The organism is Pseudomonas medicaginis (assembly GCF_965119365.1).
In the GTDB taxonomy this organism is placed as follows: domain Bacteria; phylum Pseudomonadota; class Gammaproteobacteria; order Pseudomonadales; family Pseudomonadaceae; genus Aquipseudomonas.
The window spans coordinates 4,651,589-4,669,966 of sequence record NZ_OZ221631.1 but is presented as its reverse complement, the minus strand read 5'-3'; the positions used below and the strand labels follow the sequence as shown (position 1 = coordinate 4,669,966).

The 18,378-nt window shown below is 61.6% G+C and carries 11 protein-coding genes; 7 read left to right on the top strand and 4 right to left on the bottom strand.

Annotated elements, in window-relative coordinates; all coding sequences use genetic code 11:
* The first annotated feature begins 46 nt into the window (after positions 1-46).
* The 4 genes from ACMTA2_RS20160 to ACMTA2_RS20145 all read left to right on the top strand — a co-directional run bounded on the left by ACMTA2_RS20160 (position 47) and on the right by ACMTA2_RS20145 (position 5,800).
* A complete protein-coding gene (locus tag ACMTA2_RS20160; protein WP_413791450.1) occupies positions 47-1,765 on the top strand; it encodes a type I secretion system permease/ATPase in 1,719 nt (572 codons plus the stop codon).
* A complete protein-coding gene (locus ACMTA2_RS20155; RefSeq protein ID WP_413791449.1) occupies positions 1,758-3,131 on the top strand; it encodes an HlyD family type I secretion periplasmic adaptor subunit in 1,374 nt (457 codons plus the stop codon). Before ACMTA2_RS20160 ends, ACMTA2_RS20155 begins: the two co-directional genes overlap by 8 nt.
* Before the next feature lie 2 nt (positions 3,132-3,133).
* Positions 3,134-4,483 (top strand): TolC family outer membrane protein, encoded by a 1,350-nt coding sequence (locus tag ACMTA2_RS20150; RefSeq protein ID WP_413791448.1) that lies wholly within the window; start codon positions 3,134-3,136, stop codon positions 4,481-4,483.
* Positions 4,484-4,852: 369 nt separating this feature from the next.
* Positions 4,853-5,800, top strand: coding sequence for an IS110 family transposase (locus tag ACMTA2_RS20145; protein WP_413791447.1), 948 nt, complete (start codon positions 4,853-4,855; stop codon positions 5,798-5,800).
* Between the two features lie 51 nt (positions 5,801-5,851).
* On the opposite strand, the gene ACMTA2_RS20140 is transcribed toward ACMTA2_RS20145, so the two are convergent.
* Positions 5,852-11,464: a putative Ig domain-containing protein gene (locus ACMTA2_RS20140; RefSeq protein ID WP_413791446.1), complete on the bottom strand. Its 5,613-nt coding sequence runs from the start codon at positions 11,462-11,464 to the stop codon at positions 5,852-5,854.
* Between the two features lie 414 nt (positions 11,465-11,878).
* Between ACMTA2_RS20140 and ACMTA2_RS20135 the strand changes: the two genes are divergently transcribed.
* From ACMTA2_RS20135 to hemN, 3 genes are all read left to right on the top strand, one after another.
* Positions 11,879-12,322, top strand: a complete 444-nt coding sequence (locus ACMTA2_RS20135) for a CopD family copper resistance protein (RefSeq protein WP_413791445.1) — start codon at positions 11,879-11,881, stop codon at positions 12,320-12,322.
* A 95-nt stretch (positions 12,323-12,417) separates the two neighbouring features.
* Positions 12,418-13,791: an oxygen-independent coproporphyrinogen III oxidase gene (locus ACMTA2_RS20130; RefSeq protein ID WP_413791444.1), complete on the top strand. Its 1,374-nt coding sequence runs from the start codon at positions 12,418-12,420 to the stop codon at positions 13,789-13,791.
* Positions 13,788-15,176, top strand: coding sequence for an oxygen-independent coproporphyrinogen III oxidase (gene hemN, locus ACMTA2_RS20125; RefSeq protein ID WP_413791443.1), 1,389 nt, complete (start codon positions 13,788-13,790; stop codon positions 15,174-15,176). Before ACMTA2_RS20130 ends, hemN begins: the two co-directional genes overlap by 4 nt.
* 166 nt (positions 15,177-15,342) lie before the next feature.
* On the opposite strand, the gene ACMTA2_RS20120 is transcribed toward hemN, so the two are convergent.
* From ACMTA2_RS20120 to ACMTA2_RS20110, 3 genes are all read right to left on the bottom strand, one after another.
* Positions 15,343-15,495 (bottom strand): hypothetical protein, encoded by a 153-nt coding sequence (locus ACMTA2_RS20120; protein ID WP_413791442.1) that lies wholly within the window; start codon positions 15,493-15,495, stop codon positions 15,343-15,345.
* 60 nt (positions 15,496-15,555) lie between these two features.
* On the bottom strand, positions 15,556-16,980 hold the full coding sequence (gene adeC, locus ACMTA2_RS20115) for an AdeC/AdeK/OprM family multidrug efflux complex outer membrane factor (RefSeq protein ID WP_413791441.1): 1,425 nt from the start codon (positions 16,978-16,980) through the stop codon (positions 15,556-15,558).
* A gap of 86 nt (positions 16,981-17,066) precedes the next feature.
* The gene (locus ACMTA2_RS20110) at positions 17,067-17,891 is read right to left on the bottom strand and encodes a helix-turn-helix transcriptional regulator (RefSeq protein ID WP_413791440.1); all 825 of its coding nucleotides are present in this window, start codon (positions 17,889-17,891) and stop codon (positions 17,067-17,069) included.
* Positions 17,892-18,378: the final 487 nt, after the last annotated feature.

Here is an 18,378-nt window from a genome sequence, read left to right as displayed (position 1 = left end):
ATGGATTGCGCCAGGACCGACTATTCCTATTGCGGGTTGACTTTCTATGCGCTTTCTACTCGATCCGCGTCATGACATCGATGCTGCCTTATTGAGCTACCGCCGGGTGTTCTGGGCCCTGGCGCTGTTCAGTGGCGTGATCAACCTGCTGGTGCTGGTACCGTCGCTGTACATGATGCAGGTCTACGACCGGGTCCTGACCAGCCGCAACGAAACCACCTTGTTCATGCTCACCTTGATGGCCCTGGGACTGTTCATGTTCAGTGCCCTGATCGAGTGGGTGCGCGGCGAGGTGATGATTCGCATGAGCGCGGGGCTGGACGATGCCTTGGGCGAGCGGGTCTTCGACGCGGCTTTCGCCCGCAGCCTGCGCGAACACAACGCCAACCCGGCGCAGGTGCTCACCGACCTGGCGACGTTGCGCCAGTTGATCACCGGGCAGGGCTTGATCGCGTTGCTCGACGCACCCTGGCTGCCGATCTTCCTGCTGGTGGCGTTTATCTTTCATCCCTGGTTCGGCGTGCTGACGCTGGTGCTCGCCTTGGTGCTGATCGGCTTGGCGCTGTGGGGCGAACTGGCGACTCGCACGCGCCTGGGTGAGGCCAATCGCCTGGGCGTGCAGTCTTCAATCTACGTCAACAGCACACTGCACAATGCCGAAGTCATCCAGGCCCTGGGCATGCTCGGGCCGTTGCGCCAGCGCTGGAGCCTGTTGCAGCAACGCATCATTGCCGCCCAGGCCCATGCCAGCGACCGCGGCGCGCGCATCACTTCGGCGACGCGCTTCGTGCGGATCTCCGGGCAATCGCTGGCCTTGGGACTGGGCGCCTTGCTGGTGCTCGAAGGCCAACTGTCAGCGGGCATGATGATTGCGATGTCGCTGTTGCTGGGGCGGGCCCTGGCACCCGTGGAAATCGCCATCGGCTCGTGGAAGCAATTCAATGCCGGGCGCCAGAGCTACCAGCGCCTGAGCCAATTGCTGGCCCAGCATCCGCGTGAGCGCCTGCGCATGCCGTTGCCACCACCCACCGGCGCGGTGCGCCTGGAACAGTTGTATGTCGGCCCGCCGGGTGCTTCGCAGCCGATCCTGCGGGGGATCAATGTCAGCCTCGCCAAAGGCGACGTGCTGGCCGTGGTCGGTCCCAGTGCCAGTGGCAAATCGACGCTGGCCCGGGCCCTGGTCGGGGTCTGGCCGGCCATGGGCGGGTCGGTGCGCCTGGACGATGCCGAGATCAGCCAGTGGTCCCACGACGCCCTGGGCCCGCACCTCGGCTACCTGCCGCAGGACATCGAGTTGTTCGACGGCACGGTCGCCGACAACATCGCCCGTTTCGGGGAGCAGGACGCCGACAAGATCATCGCCGCCGGACGGCAAGCCGGCATCCACGAAATGATCCTGAGGTTCCCAAAGGGCTACGACACGCCGCTGGGCCCCGGCGGGCTTGGTTTGTCCGGTGGGCAAAAACAACGCCTGGGCCTGGCTCGCGCGCTCTACGGACGGCCTTCTCTGATCGTGCTCGATGAGCCCAACTCCAATCTCGATGACGCCGGGGAGCTGGCGCTGGTGCAGGCCATCGGTGCGCTCAAGGCGGCCGGCAGCACCGTGGTGTTGATCACGCACCGGCCCAGTGTGCTGGCGGTGGTCGATCACATCCTGGTGCTCAAGGACGGTACTCAACAGGCGTTCGGCCCTCGGGACCGGGTGCTCAAGGCATTGATGCCGGGGCCCAGACCGGCCACGGTCAGGGAGGCTGGCGATGCGTGATCTGATCCCAGAGGCACAGGCTTACAGCGAGCAGGGGCTGAGCGTGCGCAGCAGCCCCACGACGTTGCCCGGCGCCAGGACCGACGCCGGCAGTGCGGCGCGTTATGGCGTGGGATTCCTGGTCCTGGCACTGGGTGGTTTCCTGCTTTGGGCCTGCCTGGCGCCACTCGACCAGGGCGTGGTGGGCAGCGGCACCGTGGTGGTGGCGGGGGAGCGCAAGGCGGTGCAGTCGCTGGTCGGTGGGGTGGTGGAAAAGCTGCTGGTCAGCGATGGCGACCGCGTCACGCAGGGGCAGTTGCTGGTGCAACTCAACACGGTGCAGGCGCAGTCGCAACTGGACGTGACCCTGGGCAAGCTGCTCAACGATCGCAGCATCGAGGCACGCTTGATTGCCGAGCGCCTGGGCAGCGCCGAAATCCAATGGCCTGCGGAACTGCTGGCGCACGCCGACGAGCCACGGGTCAAGGCGGCCATGGCGTTGCAGAGCCAGTTGTTCATCACTCGCCGTGCGGAGTTGAGTAGTCGCTTACAGATCATCGAGCATGAAGCCGCGGCGCTGCAGCAACAACTGCTTGGCTACGAAGGCGTAAAGCGCAACTACGACGCGCAGATGCGTTTTCAGCAGCAGGAGCTTGAAGGCCTGCGAGATCTGGCCCGGGAGGGCTATGTTCCGCGCAACAAACTGTTCGAGGCCGAGCGCAACGCCGCCCAGTTGGCGGGGCAGATCGCCTCTGGGGTAGGCGATGTCGGCCGGACTCGCCAGGCGATCAACGAAAGCCGGCTCAAGGCCTTGCAGGCGCAGCAGGAATTCCGTCGCGACGCCGAGACCCAGCTCAGCGAAGTCTCGGCCGAGGCGGCCGGTTATGCCGATCAGATCCGGGCCTTGCAGTTTGAAGTCGACAACGGTGCGATCCGCGCGCCGGTGGCCGGACAGGTCATGGACGTGAGCATTCATACGGTCGGCGGCGTTGCCCAGGCCGGCCAGACCTTGATGCAGGTGGTGCCGCTGGATGCACCGATGGCGATCACCGCCCGTTTCGAGCCGCTGATGGCGAACAAACTGCGCCCGGGCCTGCCGGTGCATGTGCATTTCACTGCGCTGCAACGGGTGGATACGCCGACGGTCACCGGCACCGTGACGACGGTGTCGGCGGATCAGTTGATCGATGAGCAGACGCACCAACCGTACTTCTCCGCCAAGGTCGAGATTCCCGCCGACACCGTGGTTGAGTTGCAGAGCGCCGGCCTGCTGGTTCGCCCGGGCATGCTCGCCGACGTCACGGTGGTGACGGGTGAACGCACCTTGATGAATTACCTGATGAAACCTTTGCGTGAACGCTTGCTGGCAGCCTTCAAGGAGGAATGAGCATGGTCGACCGTTGCCGCTACCGTTGGCGAATGTGGCTGGGCCTGTGGACCGGTTGGGCGCTGATCGATCCGCTGTGGGCTGCCGAGGGAGGCCTGAGCCTCACCGCCGCCTACGACGCCTCGCGCCTCAACGACCCGACCGTGCAGTCGGCGGCCCACGCGTTCGAAGCGTCGCGGCATGAAGAGGACATCGGTCGTGGCGGCCTCTACCCGCAGGTGTCGTTGACCTCGCGCTATGGCTACGGCGGGCGTACCGACGGCGGTGACGACAGCACTTACGTCAACAGCAACGATTACCAGGCGAACAACGTCACCCTGGCGGCGCAACAGCCGCTCTACGACAAGGCCCGCTGGGCGGCGTACCAGGAAGGCAAGGCGCGAGGGCAACTGGGCAGCCAGGTGTTCGATGTGGCCGGCCAGACCCTGTATGACCGGGTGGCGAAGGGGTATTTCGACGTTGCCCGGGCCGAGAACGAGATCAAGTTGATCGTCCAGCAGAAGAGCGCCATCCAAGGTTTGGTCGTTCAAAGTAAGAAGCTTTATGAAGGCGGCCAAGGCGCGATCACCGACATCGACGAAGCCCAGGCGCGGCTCGACCTGGTGCAAGCCCAAGAGGCTGAAGCCCAGGCGCGTCGCGTGGCGGCGTTGCGAGCCTTGTCCGGGCGTGCCAGCGTGCCCATCGATGACATCCTGCCGATGCGCGAGGAACTGGCCGCCGGTAGTCCGATCCCGCCTGAGCAGGACTTGCCGTACTGGACGGCGATTGCCCGTGAAGCCAGCCCCGAGCTGGCCGCTCGGCTGGCGGCGGTGAAGGTGGCCGAGGCCCAGGCCGACAGCCAGCGTGCCGGGCATTATCCAACCTTGTCGTTGACCACTCAGTTGACCCGGCGGGAAACCCGTCAATACCAGGAACTCGACCCACGCCAGGACACCTACTACGTGGGCGTGCAGTTGGACATTCCGTTGTATCGCGGCGGAGCGGTACGGGCCTCGGTGGCCAAGGCCGAAGCGCAACTGGCCGGCGCCCAGTCCGACTACGACGTGCAACGCCAGCAACTGGCCGAGGACATCGAAGCCGATTACCTGGGCGTCGTCGTCGGGTTCGCCAAGAGCAAGGCCATGCAGCGGGCGGTGGAGTCCAATCAGCGAGCACTGACCTCGACGGAAAAAGGCTTCCAGGGCGGTGTGCGCTCCACGGTGGATATTCTTGATGCCCAGCAGCGGCTGTTCCAGGCCCGTCGAGACCTGCTCAATACCAAGCTCGACATGCTGCAAAGCTATGTGAGCCTGCACACCCACACCGGCCAGATGAACCGCGCGGTGCTGGAGCAGGTGCAGAGCTTGTTCTAGACAATCCAGGGTTCAAGCTCGCCAAAAAAGCTGTCCAGGCGCTGTGCTTGCCTTCAATCTTTCAGGCACAGCACGCCCCCCTGTGGGAGCGAGCTTGCTCGCGATAGCGGTGGATCAGTCATCATCCATGCTGGATGTGCTGCCGTCATCGCGAGCAAGCTCGCTTGTATGGTAGGACTTGAAGGGAGGAGGAGGGACAAGGCTCGATTCTGACTGTTAGCCGCAGTACAGACCGTGGGAGATTTCGCCCCTCCTCCTTTCACCCAAGCGCCGATAAAGAATGCATCTGGCCTAAACCGACGATAGGAACAAGCCTGCGCCTCTGGGTGAACCCTTCAAGTGTTCAAACCTTAGCCCGGAGAATTTTCAATGGCAATGCCGGTTTCTGTCACAAAGCCGATTGTGGGCGTGGATGTCGCCAAGAACGAACTGGTGATCTATCACGCCGAACTTGACGTACTGGAGGCGACTCCCAACAACAAAGCGGCCATCAAAAAGTGGTTGAAAGCATTGCCGGGCCCCGTCGCTGTAGCCATTGAGTCGACCAATATCTATCACCTGGAATTCGCTGATCTGGCCTATGAGGCCGGCTGCGAGATCTACATGGTGGGCGGTTATGAACTGCATCACTACCGCGAAGGCGTAAAAATCCGCGCCAAAACTGACGCGCTGGATGCCAAGCTGCTGGCCCGTTACCTGAAAAACGAAGGGCATGAGCTTAACCCCTGGACCCCGCCATCTCCGCTGTATCGCCAGCTCCTGAGCCTTTTCCGCCGTCGCGCAGCCCTGGTTCAGGCTCGAGTGGCCCTGGTACAAAGCTGGGCTAACGAGCCGCTGCTGAAGACCGCTTTCGCCGAACAAATTGCAGCCATGCAGAGGCTTGAGACATTGATCGAGAAGACGATCAAGGATCATCTGAGGGATGCCGGTTTGCAGGGTCAGTTGAACCGTTGCTTGAAGGTTGAGGGCATTGGATTTCTGACCGGAGCCCGCTTGCTTACGGCATTTCAACGAGGGGATTTCAGAAACTCAGACGCCTTCATTGCCTTTTTGGGAATGGACTTGCGAGTGTCGAAATCAGGACAAAAAGATGGGCGCCGTAGCTTGAGTAAACGAGGCGACCCGGAAGTCCGTCGGCTGTTACACAATGCCGCCATGTCGGCTAGCCGCACGTCCGCCTGGAGAGGCTTCTATGAAAAGCAAAGAGCTCGCGGTTTCACTACCACTCAGGCGTTGGTAATGCTGGCTCGCAAGCTTGCTCGGATCGTATTCGCTCTGCTGAAAGGGCAAAGCGAATACCAACCTAACGCGGCTTGAGGGCTTTCCCTCAACCATAGAATCTCCCACAGTTTGCTCCGGGGGCTTGATTCAGGCGGTGAAGTCGCTGGCGTGCAGCTCCTTGACGCCGACCAGCTCGAATTCGAACTCGGGTGTGGCGTCGGCGTTGGTGCTGCCGGAGAGGATGCCATCGACGAAGCGCAGTTGGCCGGTGGCGTTGGTGGGATCGAAGGCGTTGCTGCCGATGAAGGTGAAGGCATCGACTGTGGCGGTCAGCGGGTTGGCGTCCAGGGCGGTGAGGTCCAATTTGTCGAACTCAGCGCTCTTGAAACCGCTGATCACATCGCGCAAGGCCCCGACGCCCATGTCCGACAGCGCACCGAACACGTAGGTGTCCGCGCCAGTGCCACCGGTGAGGTTGTCGGTGCCTGCGCCGCCGATCAACCGGTCATCGCCCGAACCACCCACCAGCGTATCGTTGCCGGCCCCTCCGTCCAGGGTATTCGCCGCGCTGTTCCCCGACAGCGTGTCGGCGTAGGCACTGCCTTTCAGGTTCTCGATGAACTTCAAGGTGTCGAGTCCGGACCCCACGGTGTTCTGTTGCGCCGACGTCGAGAGGTTGACGGTGACGCCGGACAGGGCGCGCTCGAAGCTGGCCGTGTCAATGCCATCGCGGCCATCCAGGACATTGTTGCCGGCGCCGGCAAACAGCGTATTGTCCAGCGCGTTGCCGGTGCCATTGGCGGCGCCAGAGCTATCGACATACAGGTTCTCGACGTTGTTGCCCAAGGTATAGGACGTGAGGCTGCTGTGCACGTTGTCGATCCCGCCGGTTACGGTATTGCTGTTGGTCTCGATCACGCTGTCGTCGGCATTGTCGACAAAGTAGCTGTCGTTGCCGTCGCCACCGCTCATGCTGTCGGCCCCCGCGGCACCGTCGATCACGTTATTGGCGGCATTGCCGGTGATGAAGTTGCGCCGCTCATTGCCGGTGCCGTCGATGTCCGACACGCCGGTGAGCACCAGGTTTTCGAGATTGGCCCCCAGCGTCCAGCTGACCGAGGCCTGCACCGTGTCGATCTGCGCGGTCGAGGTGTTGGTTTCCACCACGCTGTCGAAGGCATTGTCGACCACGTAGATGTCGTTGCCATCACCCCCGGTCAGGGTGTCGGCGCCCAGGTCGCCATCCAGGGTGTCGTTGCCCGAACTGCCCACCAGGGTGTCGTCCTGGTCGGTGCCGACGATCATCCCGCCTTCGTTCTGCGCGTCGTCGAAGATGTCCTGCACGCTGTTGTTGTCGTTGGGATTGCCCTGGAAGCCCAGGTCATCGGCAATGTAGTCCGCCAGGCGTTGGCCGACGATTTCCGCCGACTCCTCGTGCAGGTGCCAGACGTCATCGGGATACACCAGTGGATCGACTTCGTAGCGCAAGGGCAGGTCGGTGTAGTCCACCGCCAACTTGACGTCGGCGCGCTCGGCGGCGATGGCTTCCTGGGTGGCGCGCACATAACCGACGCCCTCGACGATGGACGCGATTTTCTCTTCCGAATAACCCCGGGCCCGGGCCGCATCCTCTTCGTAGTGACCGGTTTCCATCAGGTACACGCTGAAGTTGCCAAATTGGGCATGCAAATAGTCGAACACCTTCAGGGTCGCGGCCTTATAGGCCGCTGCTGCCGCTGCCTTGTCGGTGGCGCGGGCGATTTCCTGGGCGGCTTCCTCGCCCTGGCCCCAGATGATGCCCATGGTGACGTTATCGATCGCTTGCAGCTCGGTGCGCTGGTCGCGCAGCAACGTCACTGCCCGCAACAGTGCCGGCCCGGGTTGGTTGGTGTCGGTCAGCCACCAGCACAACTGGAGCTCCTCGGCGCTGAGTGTGGAGAGGCCGTTGACCGTGCTGCCGCCGACCGCGATGTCGATACCGTTGCCATCGGCATCGGTGAACTGGCTGCGCACGTCGTAGGTGGTGTAGCGGCTCAAGTCATTGACCAGCATCGAGGTGCCGGATTGGTCATCGTCCTCGGTCATGCGCAGCAGGCGCGCATTGGATTGACCGAGGGTCGGCAGGTAGAGAATGTCCTGCTGGGCACGCTCGCCGAAGACGAAGTCGTTGGCGGTGAGGGTGTTGAGGTAGTTGCCGTTGAGGGCGATCTCGAAGCGATTGCCATCGGCGTCGGCTTCGGCGGACTTGATATAGGTCTTGTCGCCCGCCGTGTTCAGAGTCATGTACAGCGTGCCGTTGCTGCCATCGCCCAGGCCAAGAAAGCCCAGTGCCGAGACGTCGATTTTGTCGACGCCGACGGTGAAGTCATAAACCGTGTCGGTGGCCGTGACGCCCCCGGTGTCGTAGTCGCGGTAGCTGTCGGACAGGTTGCTGTAGCGGAACGTGTCGGCACCGTCACCGCCGTACAGGGAGTCGCGTCCGGCACCGCCGTCGACGATGTCCGCGCCGGTGCCGGCCTTGATCGTGTCGTTGCCGCCGAGGCCGAGGATCAGGTCCGCACCCGTCGTGCCGTTGAGGGTTTCGGCGTTGTTGGTGCCGGTAATGGTGTTGGCGGGCGCATCGGCCACCACCAGGCTGAAGTTGTCGCTGACTGAGGCGCCCGAGGGGTCGGTGGCCTTGACCAGTACGTCGTAATTGCCCGCCGCGGTGCTGGTTGGCGTGCCGCTGAAGGTCAGGCTGGTGGCATTGAAACTCAGCCAGGCGGGCAGTGCGTTGCCGTTGGCGAGGGTCGCGGTGTAGGTCAGTGCATCCTGGTTGGCGTCGGTGAAGCTGTTGCTGGCCACGGTGTAGCTGAACGGTGTGCTTTCACTGGCGTTCTGGTCCAGGAGAGGGATGGCCACGACCGGCGCCACGTTGGTGGGATTGGTCTGGTCGGCGAAGACGAAGTGACTGGCCGTCAGGCTGCTCTGCAGGTTGCCTGCCAGTGACACTTCGAAGCGATTGCCGTTGGCATCGACCGTAAGGTCCTTGAGGTAGGTGCGGTTGGTCGACGAACTGTAAGTGACCTGCAAGGTGCCGTTGAGCCCATTGCCCAGGCCGGTATAGCCAAGGGCCGACACATCGATCTTGTCGGCGCTCACGTCGAAGTCGAGGATCTGGTCACTGGCACTGGTGGAACTGGTGCGGTAGCTGTCGAGCTTGGAGGTGTAACGGAAGACATCGGCCCCGGTGCCTCCGGTAAGTTTGTCGACCCCGGTGCCGCCCACCAGGATGTCGTTGCCGGCGCCGCCATTGAGGGTGTCGTTGCCTGCGCCACCGAACAGTTGCTCATTGGCCGCGGTGCCGGTCAGCGTGTCGTTGTTGGGCGTGCCATTGATCACTATGGCGGTGGGGGCGTCCTGCACGGCGAGGGTAAAGCTGTCGCTGACGGTGGCGTTGCTGCCGTCGGTCGCCGTGACTTGGATCGAGTAGGTCCCCGATGCCGTATCGGGAGGCGTGCCGTTGAAGGTGCGAGTGGCGGCATTGAAGGTCAGCCAGGCGGGCAGGGCGCTGCCATCGGCGAGCCTGGCGGTGTAGCTGAGGCTGTCGTTGTCCGGATCGGTGAAGCTGGTGGCCGGCACCACGTAGCTGAACGGGGTGTTTTCGCTGGCGTTCTGGTCCAGCAACGGCGTGGCCAGCACGGGTGCCTGGTTGGTCGGCGAGGTGGTGGCGAAGACGAAGTTGGCGCTGGTCAAGGTGTTGAGGTAATTGCCATCCAGCGCCACTTCGAAGCGGTTGCCATTGGCGTCGGCCTCCAGGGACTTGACGTAGGTCTTGGTGCCGGCACTGTTGAGCACCAGGTACACGGTGTTGTTCTTGCCGTCCCCCAGGCCAGTGAAGCCCATGGCCGAGAGGTCGATCTTGTCGGCGCTGACGTTGAAGTCGGTGATCAGGTCGCCCAGGTTGGCGCCGCCGGTGTTGTAGTTGCGGTAGCTGTCCAGGCGGTTGGAGAACACGAAGGTGTCCGCCCCGGCGCCACCGGTGAGGGTGTCCATGCCAGCACCGCCGTCGAGCTTGTCGTCGCCGGCGCCACCACTGAGGCTGTCATTACCTGCCAGGCCGAGCAGGGTGTCGGCCGCATCGCTGCCCAGCAGCGAATCGCTGCCACTGGTGCCGGTGATCACGCGATTGAAAATGAAGTTGGCGGCGGTCAGGGTGCTGGCCAGGTTCCCCGAGAGAATCACCTCGAAGCGATTGCCGCTGGCATCCGCGTCGAAGTCCTTGATGTAGGTACGGTCGCTGCTGGCGTTATAACTGATTTGCAAGGTGCCGCCCCGGCCGTTGCCCAGGCCGGTGAAACCGAGGCCGGCGAGGTCGATCTTGTCCTGGGTGACGTCGAAGTCGGTGATGGTGTCATCGAAGCTGGTGGTCGCGTTGCGGTAACTGTCCGACTGGGCGACGAACCGGAACGTATCGGCGCCGGTGCCACCGGTGAGTTTGTCGATGCCGGCGCCACCGACGAGGATGTCGCTACCGGCCGCGCCATTGATCGTATCGTTGCCTGCGCCGCCGTAGAAAATCTCGTTGGCGGCGCTGCCGAGCAGTGTGTCGTTGCCGGCCGTACCTTGCACGGTGGTCATCGGCACCGTGGCGCTGACGTAGCTGCCGTCACCATAGACCAGCGTGGCGCCCTTGCTGGTGTGGCTGATGGTGTTGGCGATGATCGCGTTGCGGTCGGTACCGTCTTCGTTGCGCTCCGCCACGCCATAGGTCGACAGGTCGCTGCCGCTGATGATGTTGCCCTGGATGGTGTTATCGCTGCCGTTGAAGTACTTGCCGGACACGCCCAGGGTGTCGTCATAGGACTGGATGATGATTTCCGGTACGGCACCGCCCAGGGAATTGTTGTTGAGGGTGTTGTCGATGATTTCGACGTGGTTGCTGCCGTAGATGCGGATCCCGGCGCTGCTGTTGTCGTGGATGTCGATGCCGGTGACGGTCACTTCGCTGGAGAGCTTGATCAGCACCCCTTCGGCGCCGTTGCCATACACCTCGCCGCCGGTGATGGTGATGTTGTTGGGCGAGGGGATGTCCTCGCTGCCGCGCTGGACCACGATGCCATTGCCGCCGTTGTCGTAGGCGACGTTATTGGTCATGGTGAAATCGTGGGTGCTGGTGACGACGTTGAAGCCGTGGCGGTCGTTGTCGTAGGCGACGTTGTTTTCGAAGGTGCTGTCGCTGAGGAAGTCAGCGACGAAGCCGTCCAGGCCGTTGCCGTGGGACACGCTGTTCTTGATGACCATGTTGACGGTTTGCTCGTGGGGGTCGAAACCGTACCCGGAGCAATCCTTGATCTCGACGCTGTCGAGGGTGACGTTGGAGTCGTAGCCTTCTTCGCCCGGAATATAGCCGTTGAACCAGCCGTCGACCTTGCCGGTGGTGCTGTCGCGGTTGCCATCGATGGTGAGGTTGCTGACGCCGAAATCGTGGGTTTCCTCGCCGTAGGCCGAGCGGATGATGCCGGTGATCTTGGTATCGGAGCCGTCGACCAGCTTGACCGTGGTCTCGCCCATGCCGTCGCCGTACAGGTAGACGTTGCTCTTGAGCATCAGGCAGCCATCGGAAGGTTCCTCTCCTCCCGAAACAATGTAGGTACCGGTCGGCATGTACACCTGCCCGCCGCCGGCCGCGGCCGCCGCATCAATCGCACTTTGGATGGCTGCCGTGTCGTCGGTGATGCCATCTCCTTTGGCGCCAAAATTTTGTACGTTGAAAATCATGAGCTTATCTCCGTATCAGGCTTTAACCTCGGTAGACGTCAACATTCCATCGACGACCTTCGTGTTATGACCCAGCGGAGCGCAAAAGTTGTGACCGCATATCGGGGAAAGTGTCAAAAAGCCGGACTAACTGATCAGCGGTTGTATGAAATGTGCCCAAGGACAACGTTCTGTTGACGCTTTCTCCGCGCCGCCGATGCCCTCCTGTGGGAGCGAGCTTGCTCGCGATAGCGGTGGGTCAGCTTGCATCAATATTGAATGTACCGACGTCATCGCGAGCAAGCTCGCTCCCACAGGGCTTGGTGGTGTGGCAGGCAGTGCGGTTTCCTTGATTGGCATCAACCCCACTTTCGGGATGGCGCGATAACCTCGAATAAACCATCGCCCCGCCGAAGAGGGCGACCGAGGAACCCCATGATTTATCCGCTGTTTCTGACCTTGCACCTGTTTGCCGCGCTGGTGTTCATCGGCACGGTTTTCTTCGAAGTCCTGTTCCTGGAGAGCATCCGCAAACAATTGCCCACCAAGGTCATGGTGCTGCTGGAGCAAGGCATCAGCCAACGCGCCCGGCAGTTGATGCCTTGGGTGCTGCTGGTGCTGTTCGGCGCGGGCATTGGCATGGTCTGGCTGCGCTATTGGCCGGTGCTCTCGTCGCCGTTGCAGTCATCCTTCGGTTTGCTGCTGGGGCTCAAGATCCTGTTGGCGGGCAGTGTGCTGGGCCATTTTCTCTGGGCCATGTGGCTGTTCGGGAGCGGGCGCATGAACGCCCGCTACGTGCACATCATCCATACCAGCGTGTTCCTGCATATGGTCGCGATCGTGCTGCTGGCCAAGGCCATGTTCTACGTCGCCTGGTAAGCGCTGGCGCGTGGTCCAAAGGCGCTTGATACAGGTCAAGGTGCCCTGGCGGGTTACCCCGCAAACTGCTCCCGCACTGCCACTCGGAGATTGTCATGTTCGACCCGTTCCATACCCTCGGTGAGCGACCTTCGGGCCGCGCGCCAGTGGTGGCTGATTTCGATTGTCCGGTCGGTACACGTAGATTCCACACAGGCATCGGTTCGCTCGACCTGCTTCGAGGGTTGCGCAGCAGCCGTCAGAAACGACGGCCGTTGTCCCTGGCGGTGCACCTGCCTTCGCGCTTGCGGCTGGCGTCGTGTTCGCCCCTGGCCAGTGACTGCCGGTGCAGCGAGATCGAGGGGTATCTGCAACGTCTGACGTATGAGATGGGGTTGGTCGGTTGTCACTTGGGCGCAGGGCGGCGCGTCGAGCAGTTTTGCCTCACCGGTGGTACACCAGTGATCGCTCATCTGCAGAAGTTGATGAATGACCTGCGCAAGCGCTTCGACTTCAACGAGTACGACGGCGCCGATCACAGCATCGAGGTGGACCTGCATCACACCGACTGGTCGACCATGGGGCTGATCCGTGACCAGGGTTTCACTCATGTCAGCATCGGCGTCCCCGACATTGGCGTCGACAGCGACCTGTCGGTCGATTGCTACCAGAATCCGGCTCCGATCCATTCGTTGATCGATGCGGCGCGCACGTTTGGTTTTCGCTCCATCAACATTGACTTGGGCTACGGTCACGCTTGGCAGACGCCCAGCAGTTTCGCCGTGAAACTGGCGACGCTGATCGAACTGGAACCGGACCGGTTGCACGTTTTCGACTATGCCCGCGCGCCTTATCGTTACAGCTCGAAGAACGCCGGAGTGGCCGGTGCCTTTTGCAGCCCGGCCGACAAGGATGCCATGCGGCGGATCTGCTGCGAGCAACTGATTGGCGCCGGTTATCACTACATCGGCCTGGGCCAGTTCGTCAGGGCCGACGATGACCTGGCGGTGGCCCAGGAGCACGGACGCCTGCATCGCAATTGCCAAGGTTTTACCCGCCACGGTTGCTGTGATCATGTGGGCTTCGGTCTGTCGGCCATTACTCAGATCGAGCACCTGTACGTACAGAATACCGACGACCTGCATCAATATTGCCAACAACTGGATGCCGGGCAGTTGCCGGTGTGTCGCGGTTGGCGCTGTGAAGCGCAGGATCAGGTCAAGGCGAGCGTGACCGAGCATCTGTCCTGTGACCTGGAGCTGGATATCCTGGCCATCGAGGCACGCTTCGGCCTGGTGTTTCGCGAGCATTTTGCGTCTGTCTGGCCGTCGCTGGAAGTGTTGCATGACCAGGGATTGATCGAACTGTCGAGCCGGTTTATCGGCATCCTGCCCGCCGGGCGCTTGAACGTCGATGCGATCTGCAATCTGTTCGACTCAGGACTGGATGACGCAGGCCCACACCCTTTTGAAAAGTTGAACCCATCATGAATGCTGCATCCGGTTTCAATCGTGCCCTGGTGGAAAAATACGACCGCCCGGGCCCGCGCTACACCTCCTATCCGACGGCGCCGCAGTTCCACCAGGCCTTTGCCATGGACGAATACCAGCAGGCTGCCCAGCGCAGTAACCAGGCGCCGCTGCCCAAGTCGTTATCGGTGTACATCCATATCCCGTTTTGCCAGAGCCTCTGCTATTACTGCGCGTGCAACAAGATCATCACGCGCAAAAGCCATCGTGCCGTCGAATACCTGACCTACCTCAAGCGTGAAATTGCCCTGCAGGCGGCCTTGTTCGACCGCTCGCGCAAACTGACCCAACTGCATCTGGGCGGGGGCACGCCGACTTACCTGACCCATGAACAACTGGCCGACCTGATGAACTGCCTGCACCAGTCGTTCGACATGGACGACAGCGACGCCCATGAGTTTTCCATCGAGGTCGATCCGCGGACCATCGATGCGCAACAGATCCGAGGCCTGCGCCAGCTGGGGTTCAATCGCCTGAGCTTTGGCGTCCAGGATTTCGATGCCCACGTGCAGATTGCCGTCAATCGAGTGCAAAGCGAAGCCCAGGTGGCCGAGCTGGTGGAGGCCGCGCGCCTGGCGCGGTTCAAGTCGGTCAGCGTCGATCTGATCTATGGCCTGCCTTTGCAGACCATCGCCAGTTTCGATGTCACCTTGAGCAAGATCATCGCCCTGCGTCCGGACCGGATCGCGGCCTACAGCTACGCCCACCTGCCGCAACGGGTGCGAGCGCAACGGATGATCCGGCCCGAAGACATGCCGCCGCCAGAGCGCAAGCTGGAGCTGCTGGAACTGACCATCAATCGCCTGACCGACGCAGGCTACGTCTACATTGGCATGGACCACTTTGCCTTGCCGGATGACGAACTGGTGCGCGCCCGCGCCCAGGGCACCTTGCAGCGCAATTTCCAGGGATATTCCACCCACGCCGACTGCGACCTGATTGGCCTGGGGGTGTCCTCGATCGGCAAAGTGGGTGATAGCTACAACCAGAACGTCAAGGAGCTTTCCCAGTATTACGCTTGGTTGGATCAAGGCCTGCTGCCTGTGCAGCGGGGATATCGGATGAGCGATGATGACCGACTGCGGCGCGAGGTCATCAGCGAACTGATGTGCCATGGGCGCATCGACTTCGGCCGGATCGACAGCACCCACGGCATTCGATTTACCGAGTACTTCGCCGATGCCCTGGACCGACTCCAGGAGCTGGTGCGCGACGGGTTGCTGGACCTTCGCGACGACGAGTTGGTGTTGTTGCCCCAGGGGCAATTGATGATGCGCAACGTGGCCATGGCGTTCGACGCATACCTGGGGGCTGACCAGACAGTTCAGTATTCGCGTACGGTCTGATGACGCCCCATCCTGTGGCGAGGGGATTTATCCCCGCTGGGCTGCGCAGCAGCCCAAAAAAGCTGAACGCAATCAAGCTGACGCACCTCAGCGGCAGATCTCAGGGCTGCTGCGCAGCCCAACGGGGATAAATCCCCTCGCCACAAGGGCCGGCTGATCGGTGTCGCTATGACCTTTCAGTGTCCGGGTTCCCGGAGGCCGGGATCAGGTCGCGTGTCGCATAGAAACCCTGCACCAGGCGATTCTTGGCCCGGTACTCGCACAGGAGCAGCAAGGTATCCGGCATCTGGGAGATGGACGAGGCATGTTTGACCACCATCGTCTTGCCTCCCGACCGTAAGCGCACCAGTGTCCCGGGTTCGAATGTGCCCATTTGCAGTCACCTCACAGTCACGTTGCTTGTGCGTTCCACCCAACCCCCACCCAGGGCTTTGTACAGGTTGACTTCGGCCAGCAGTTGCGACAGACGGTCGACAATCAGGGTTTGCCGGGCGCTGAACAGCGAGCGTTGGGCATCGAGGAACGTCAGGCTGCTATCCACGCCGATGCGATAGCGCCGTTCCGCCAGGCGGTAGTAGTCCTGGTTGGCTTGCACCAGGTCGCGCTGGGCGATCAATTGGTCTTTATAGGTCTTGCGTGCCGCCAGTCCATCGGACACTTCCTGGAAGGCGGTCTGGATGGCTTTCTCGTATTGCGACACGCGGATGTCTTTCTGGATTTTCGAGTAGTTCAGGCTCGCCCGAAGGCTGCCGGCGTTGAAAATCGGCAGGTTGATCTGCGGTTGAAACGTCCAGCTGCCCGACCCGCCCTTGAACAGTCCGGACAGCTCGTTGCTGGAGCTGCCCGCGTTGGCGGTCAGGCTGATGCTCGGAAAAAACGCGGCACGGGCCGCGCCGATGTTGGCATTGGCCGATTGCAGCAGGTACTCGGCCTCCAGGATGTCCGGCCGCCGCTGCAGCAGGTCCGAAGGCAGGCCCGCCGGTACTTCGCTGAGCAGCTCCGACGCCAGTGGGCGGCCAGGCAGGTCATCGGCGACCGACGTGCCCACCAGCAACGTGAGGTTGTTGAGGTCCTGGGCGACCTGGCGCTGGAACTTGGCCAGGCTGGCCCTGGCGCTTTCCACCGAGGTTCGCGATTGGCTCAGGTTCAAGGCCGAGGCGGTGCCGACCTGGTTACTGCGCTCGGTCAGGCGCAGGCTCTGTTCATAGGATTGCAGCGTGTCCCGGGTCAGCGCCAGCAGCTCCTGATCGGCACGCCAGGTCAGGTAGGCGCTGGCGACGCTGGCCACCAGGCTCAATTGGCTGCTGCGCCGAGCTTCTTCACTGGACAGATAGATCAGCGATGCCTGGTCACTCAGGCTGCGTATGCGCCCGAACAGGTCCAGCTCGTAGGCGCTGATCCCCAGGGTTGCCGAATACGAACGGCTGATGGCCGCGTTACCGGTGCCGGTGAGGCTGGCCGGCAAGCGCTGGCTCGAACCGGTGCCATTGGCACTGATCGCCGGAAAAAGGTCCGCCCGCTGGATCCGATACTGCGCCTGATAAGCCTCGACGTTCAGGGCCGCTACCCGCAAGTCTCGGTTGTTGGCCAGCGCGCTTTCGATCAATTGCGCAAGCACCGGGTCCTGGAACTGGTCACGCCAACCCTGTTCGGCCGCCAGGGGGCCCGACAAGGCCGGGGCATAGGCCGAGGTGTGCGGATACGTCCCGGCGACCGGTGCGTCGGGACGTTGGTAGTCCGGGATAAGCGAACAACCGCCCAGCATGAATGCCGCGGCCGCCAGGGGGCTCAAGAGTTTATACATCGACCTGTCGTCTCATTGGGTGGTGCCTGGCCGGGCCACCCAGGGCGCAGGCAGGCGGGTTCTGGCGGGCCGTGGGCGGCGAGCCGTCATGATCCGATCATCCATTTCGCCAGCCCATGCCGCCCGCTTACGCCCAGCTTGGCAGCGGCACGCTTGAGGTAGGTTTCGATGGAGCTGTTCTTGACCTGTAGCTTTTCCGCAATCTCCGGCACGGTGCCCCCGGCCAGCAGGCCCAGGCAAACCTCTTTTTCCCGCACGGAAAGGGTGACGTCGCAGGGGCTCAATCGATCATTGAAATCTCGCTGCAGCTGGCTCTGTTCCGCGGCATCGAGCGGATGACCGATAGCGCTGCCGGACGCTTTGAAACATTGGCGATTGAGGTGCGCATGACGCTCGGCCAGGGGCAACAGCGTTTCGGAAAGGTATTTCAGAAAGGACAGTTCCTGAAGGGAAAAGTCGCGCTGTACCTGGGGGCGTTGCAACGAGATTACACAGCGGCGATTGCCCTTGCGTGAAATCAGAATGCACTGGTGTGAGGTCCCGAGGCAGTCGTTGCCTCTTTCGTCCTTCATCCGTGCGTTCAGATGGATCAGCAGGGCGTCATCCACCTCCAGGACTCTTTTCACCAAGGGGTGATCGTTGCGCTGTATGGCCGTGGTCGGGCAGGGCGATTGCAGATACACGTTCTTTTCCGCACCCACATACCCCAACAGCTGCACATCAAGGACGTTCGACTGGGTGTCGTCGGCTGTCCATTCACTCAATTCGAGTCGACTGACAGGCACCGTCGTTTCGATCATCTGGTGCATGTTGGTCAAGAAACTCTCGTGTCCGACACTTGAAATCAGCTTTCCTAGCTCTACGTAGAGGTGCGATTTTTCCGCACCCTCAATACACGCATGTCGATTCATAGTCCTTATTCCTGCCTACTCGAAAAAACTCCGCATCGCTGATCGTTGGCGGAAGAAAATCCGACCGCTTCCAAAATGCTTGAGCCTCTTCTGGAGTTGATACTTGGAGTCAATATCGGTCTTGTGAACCTATTGACTTAAACGGTTTAGCCGGTAGGGCTATTAGGCGTTTCCATGTAGGAAAAGTCTGTAAGGGAAAACAGGGACATTCCGGGTCAGTCAATGGGTGATGGTTTTTTGATACCTCCGGGCAAAAAACACGTTGGGCCAAAGGACTTTTCCCTGACAGGATCGCTGTGGGGGACAGCTTTTCAGCGCGATGTCAGAAAAATACTCAGCTAAATTAAAGGGTTGCGTTCTCTGTTCGGTGTTTGAACGCCCGTTTTTTCTTGATTGTCAGTGAGGGAATCGCCTGACAGTAGTGTCCAGATTCCGGATTCCCAGTATGGTGAAGACTTCTCATTTATCGATTTTTATTCCGGTGCGT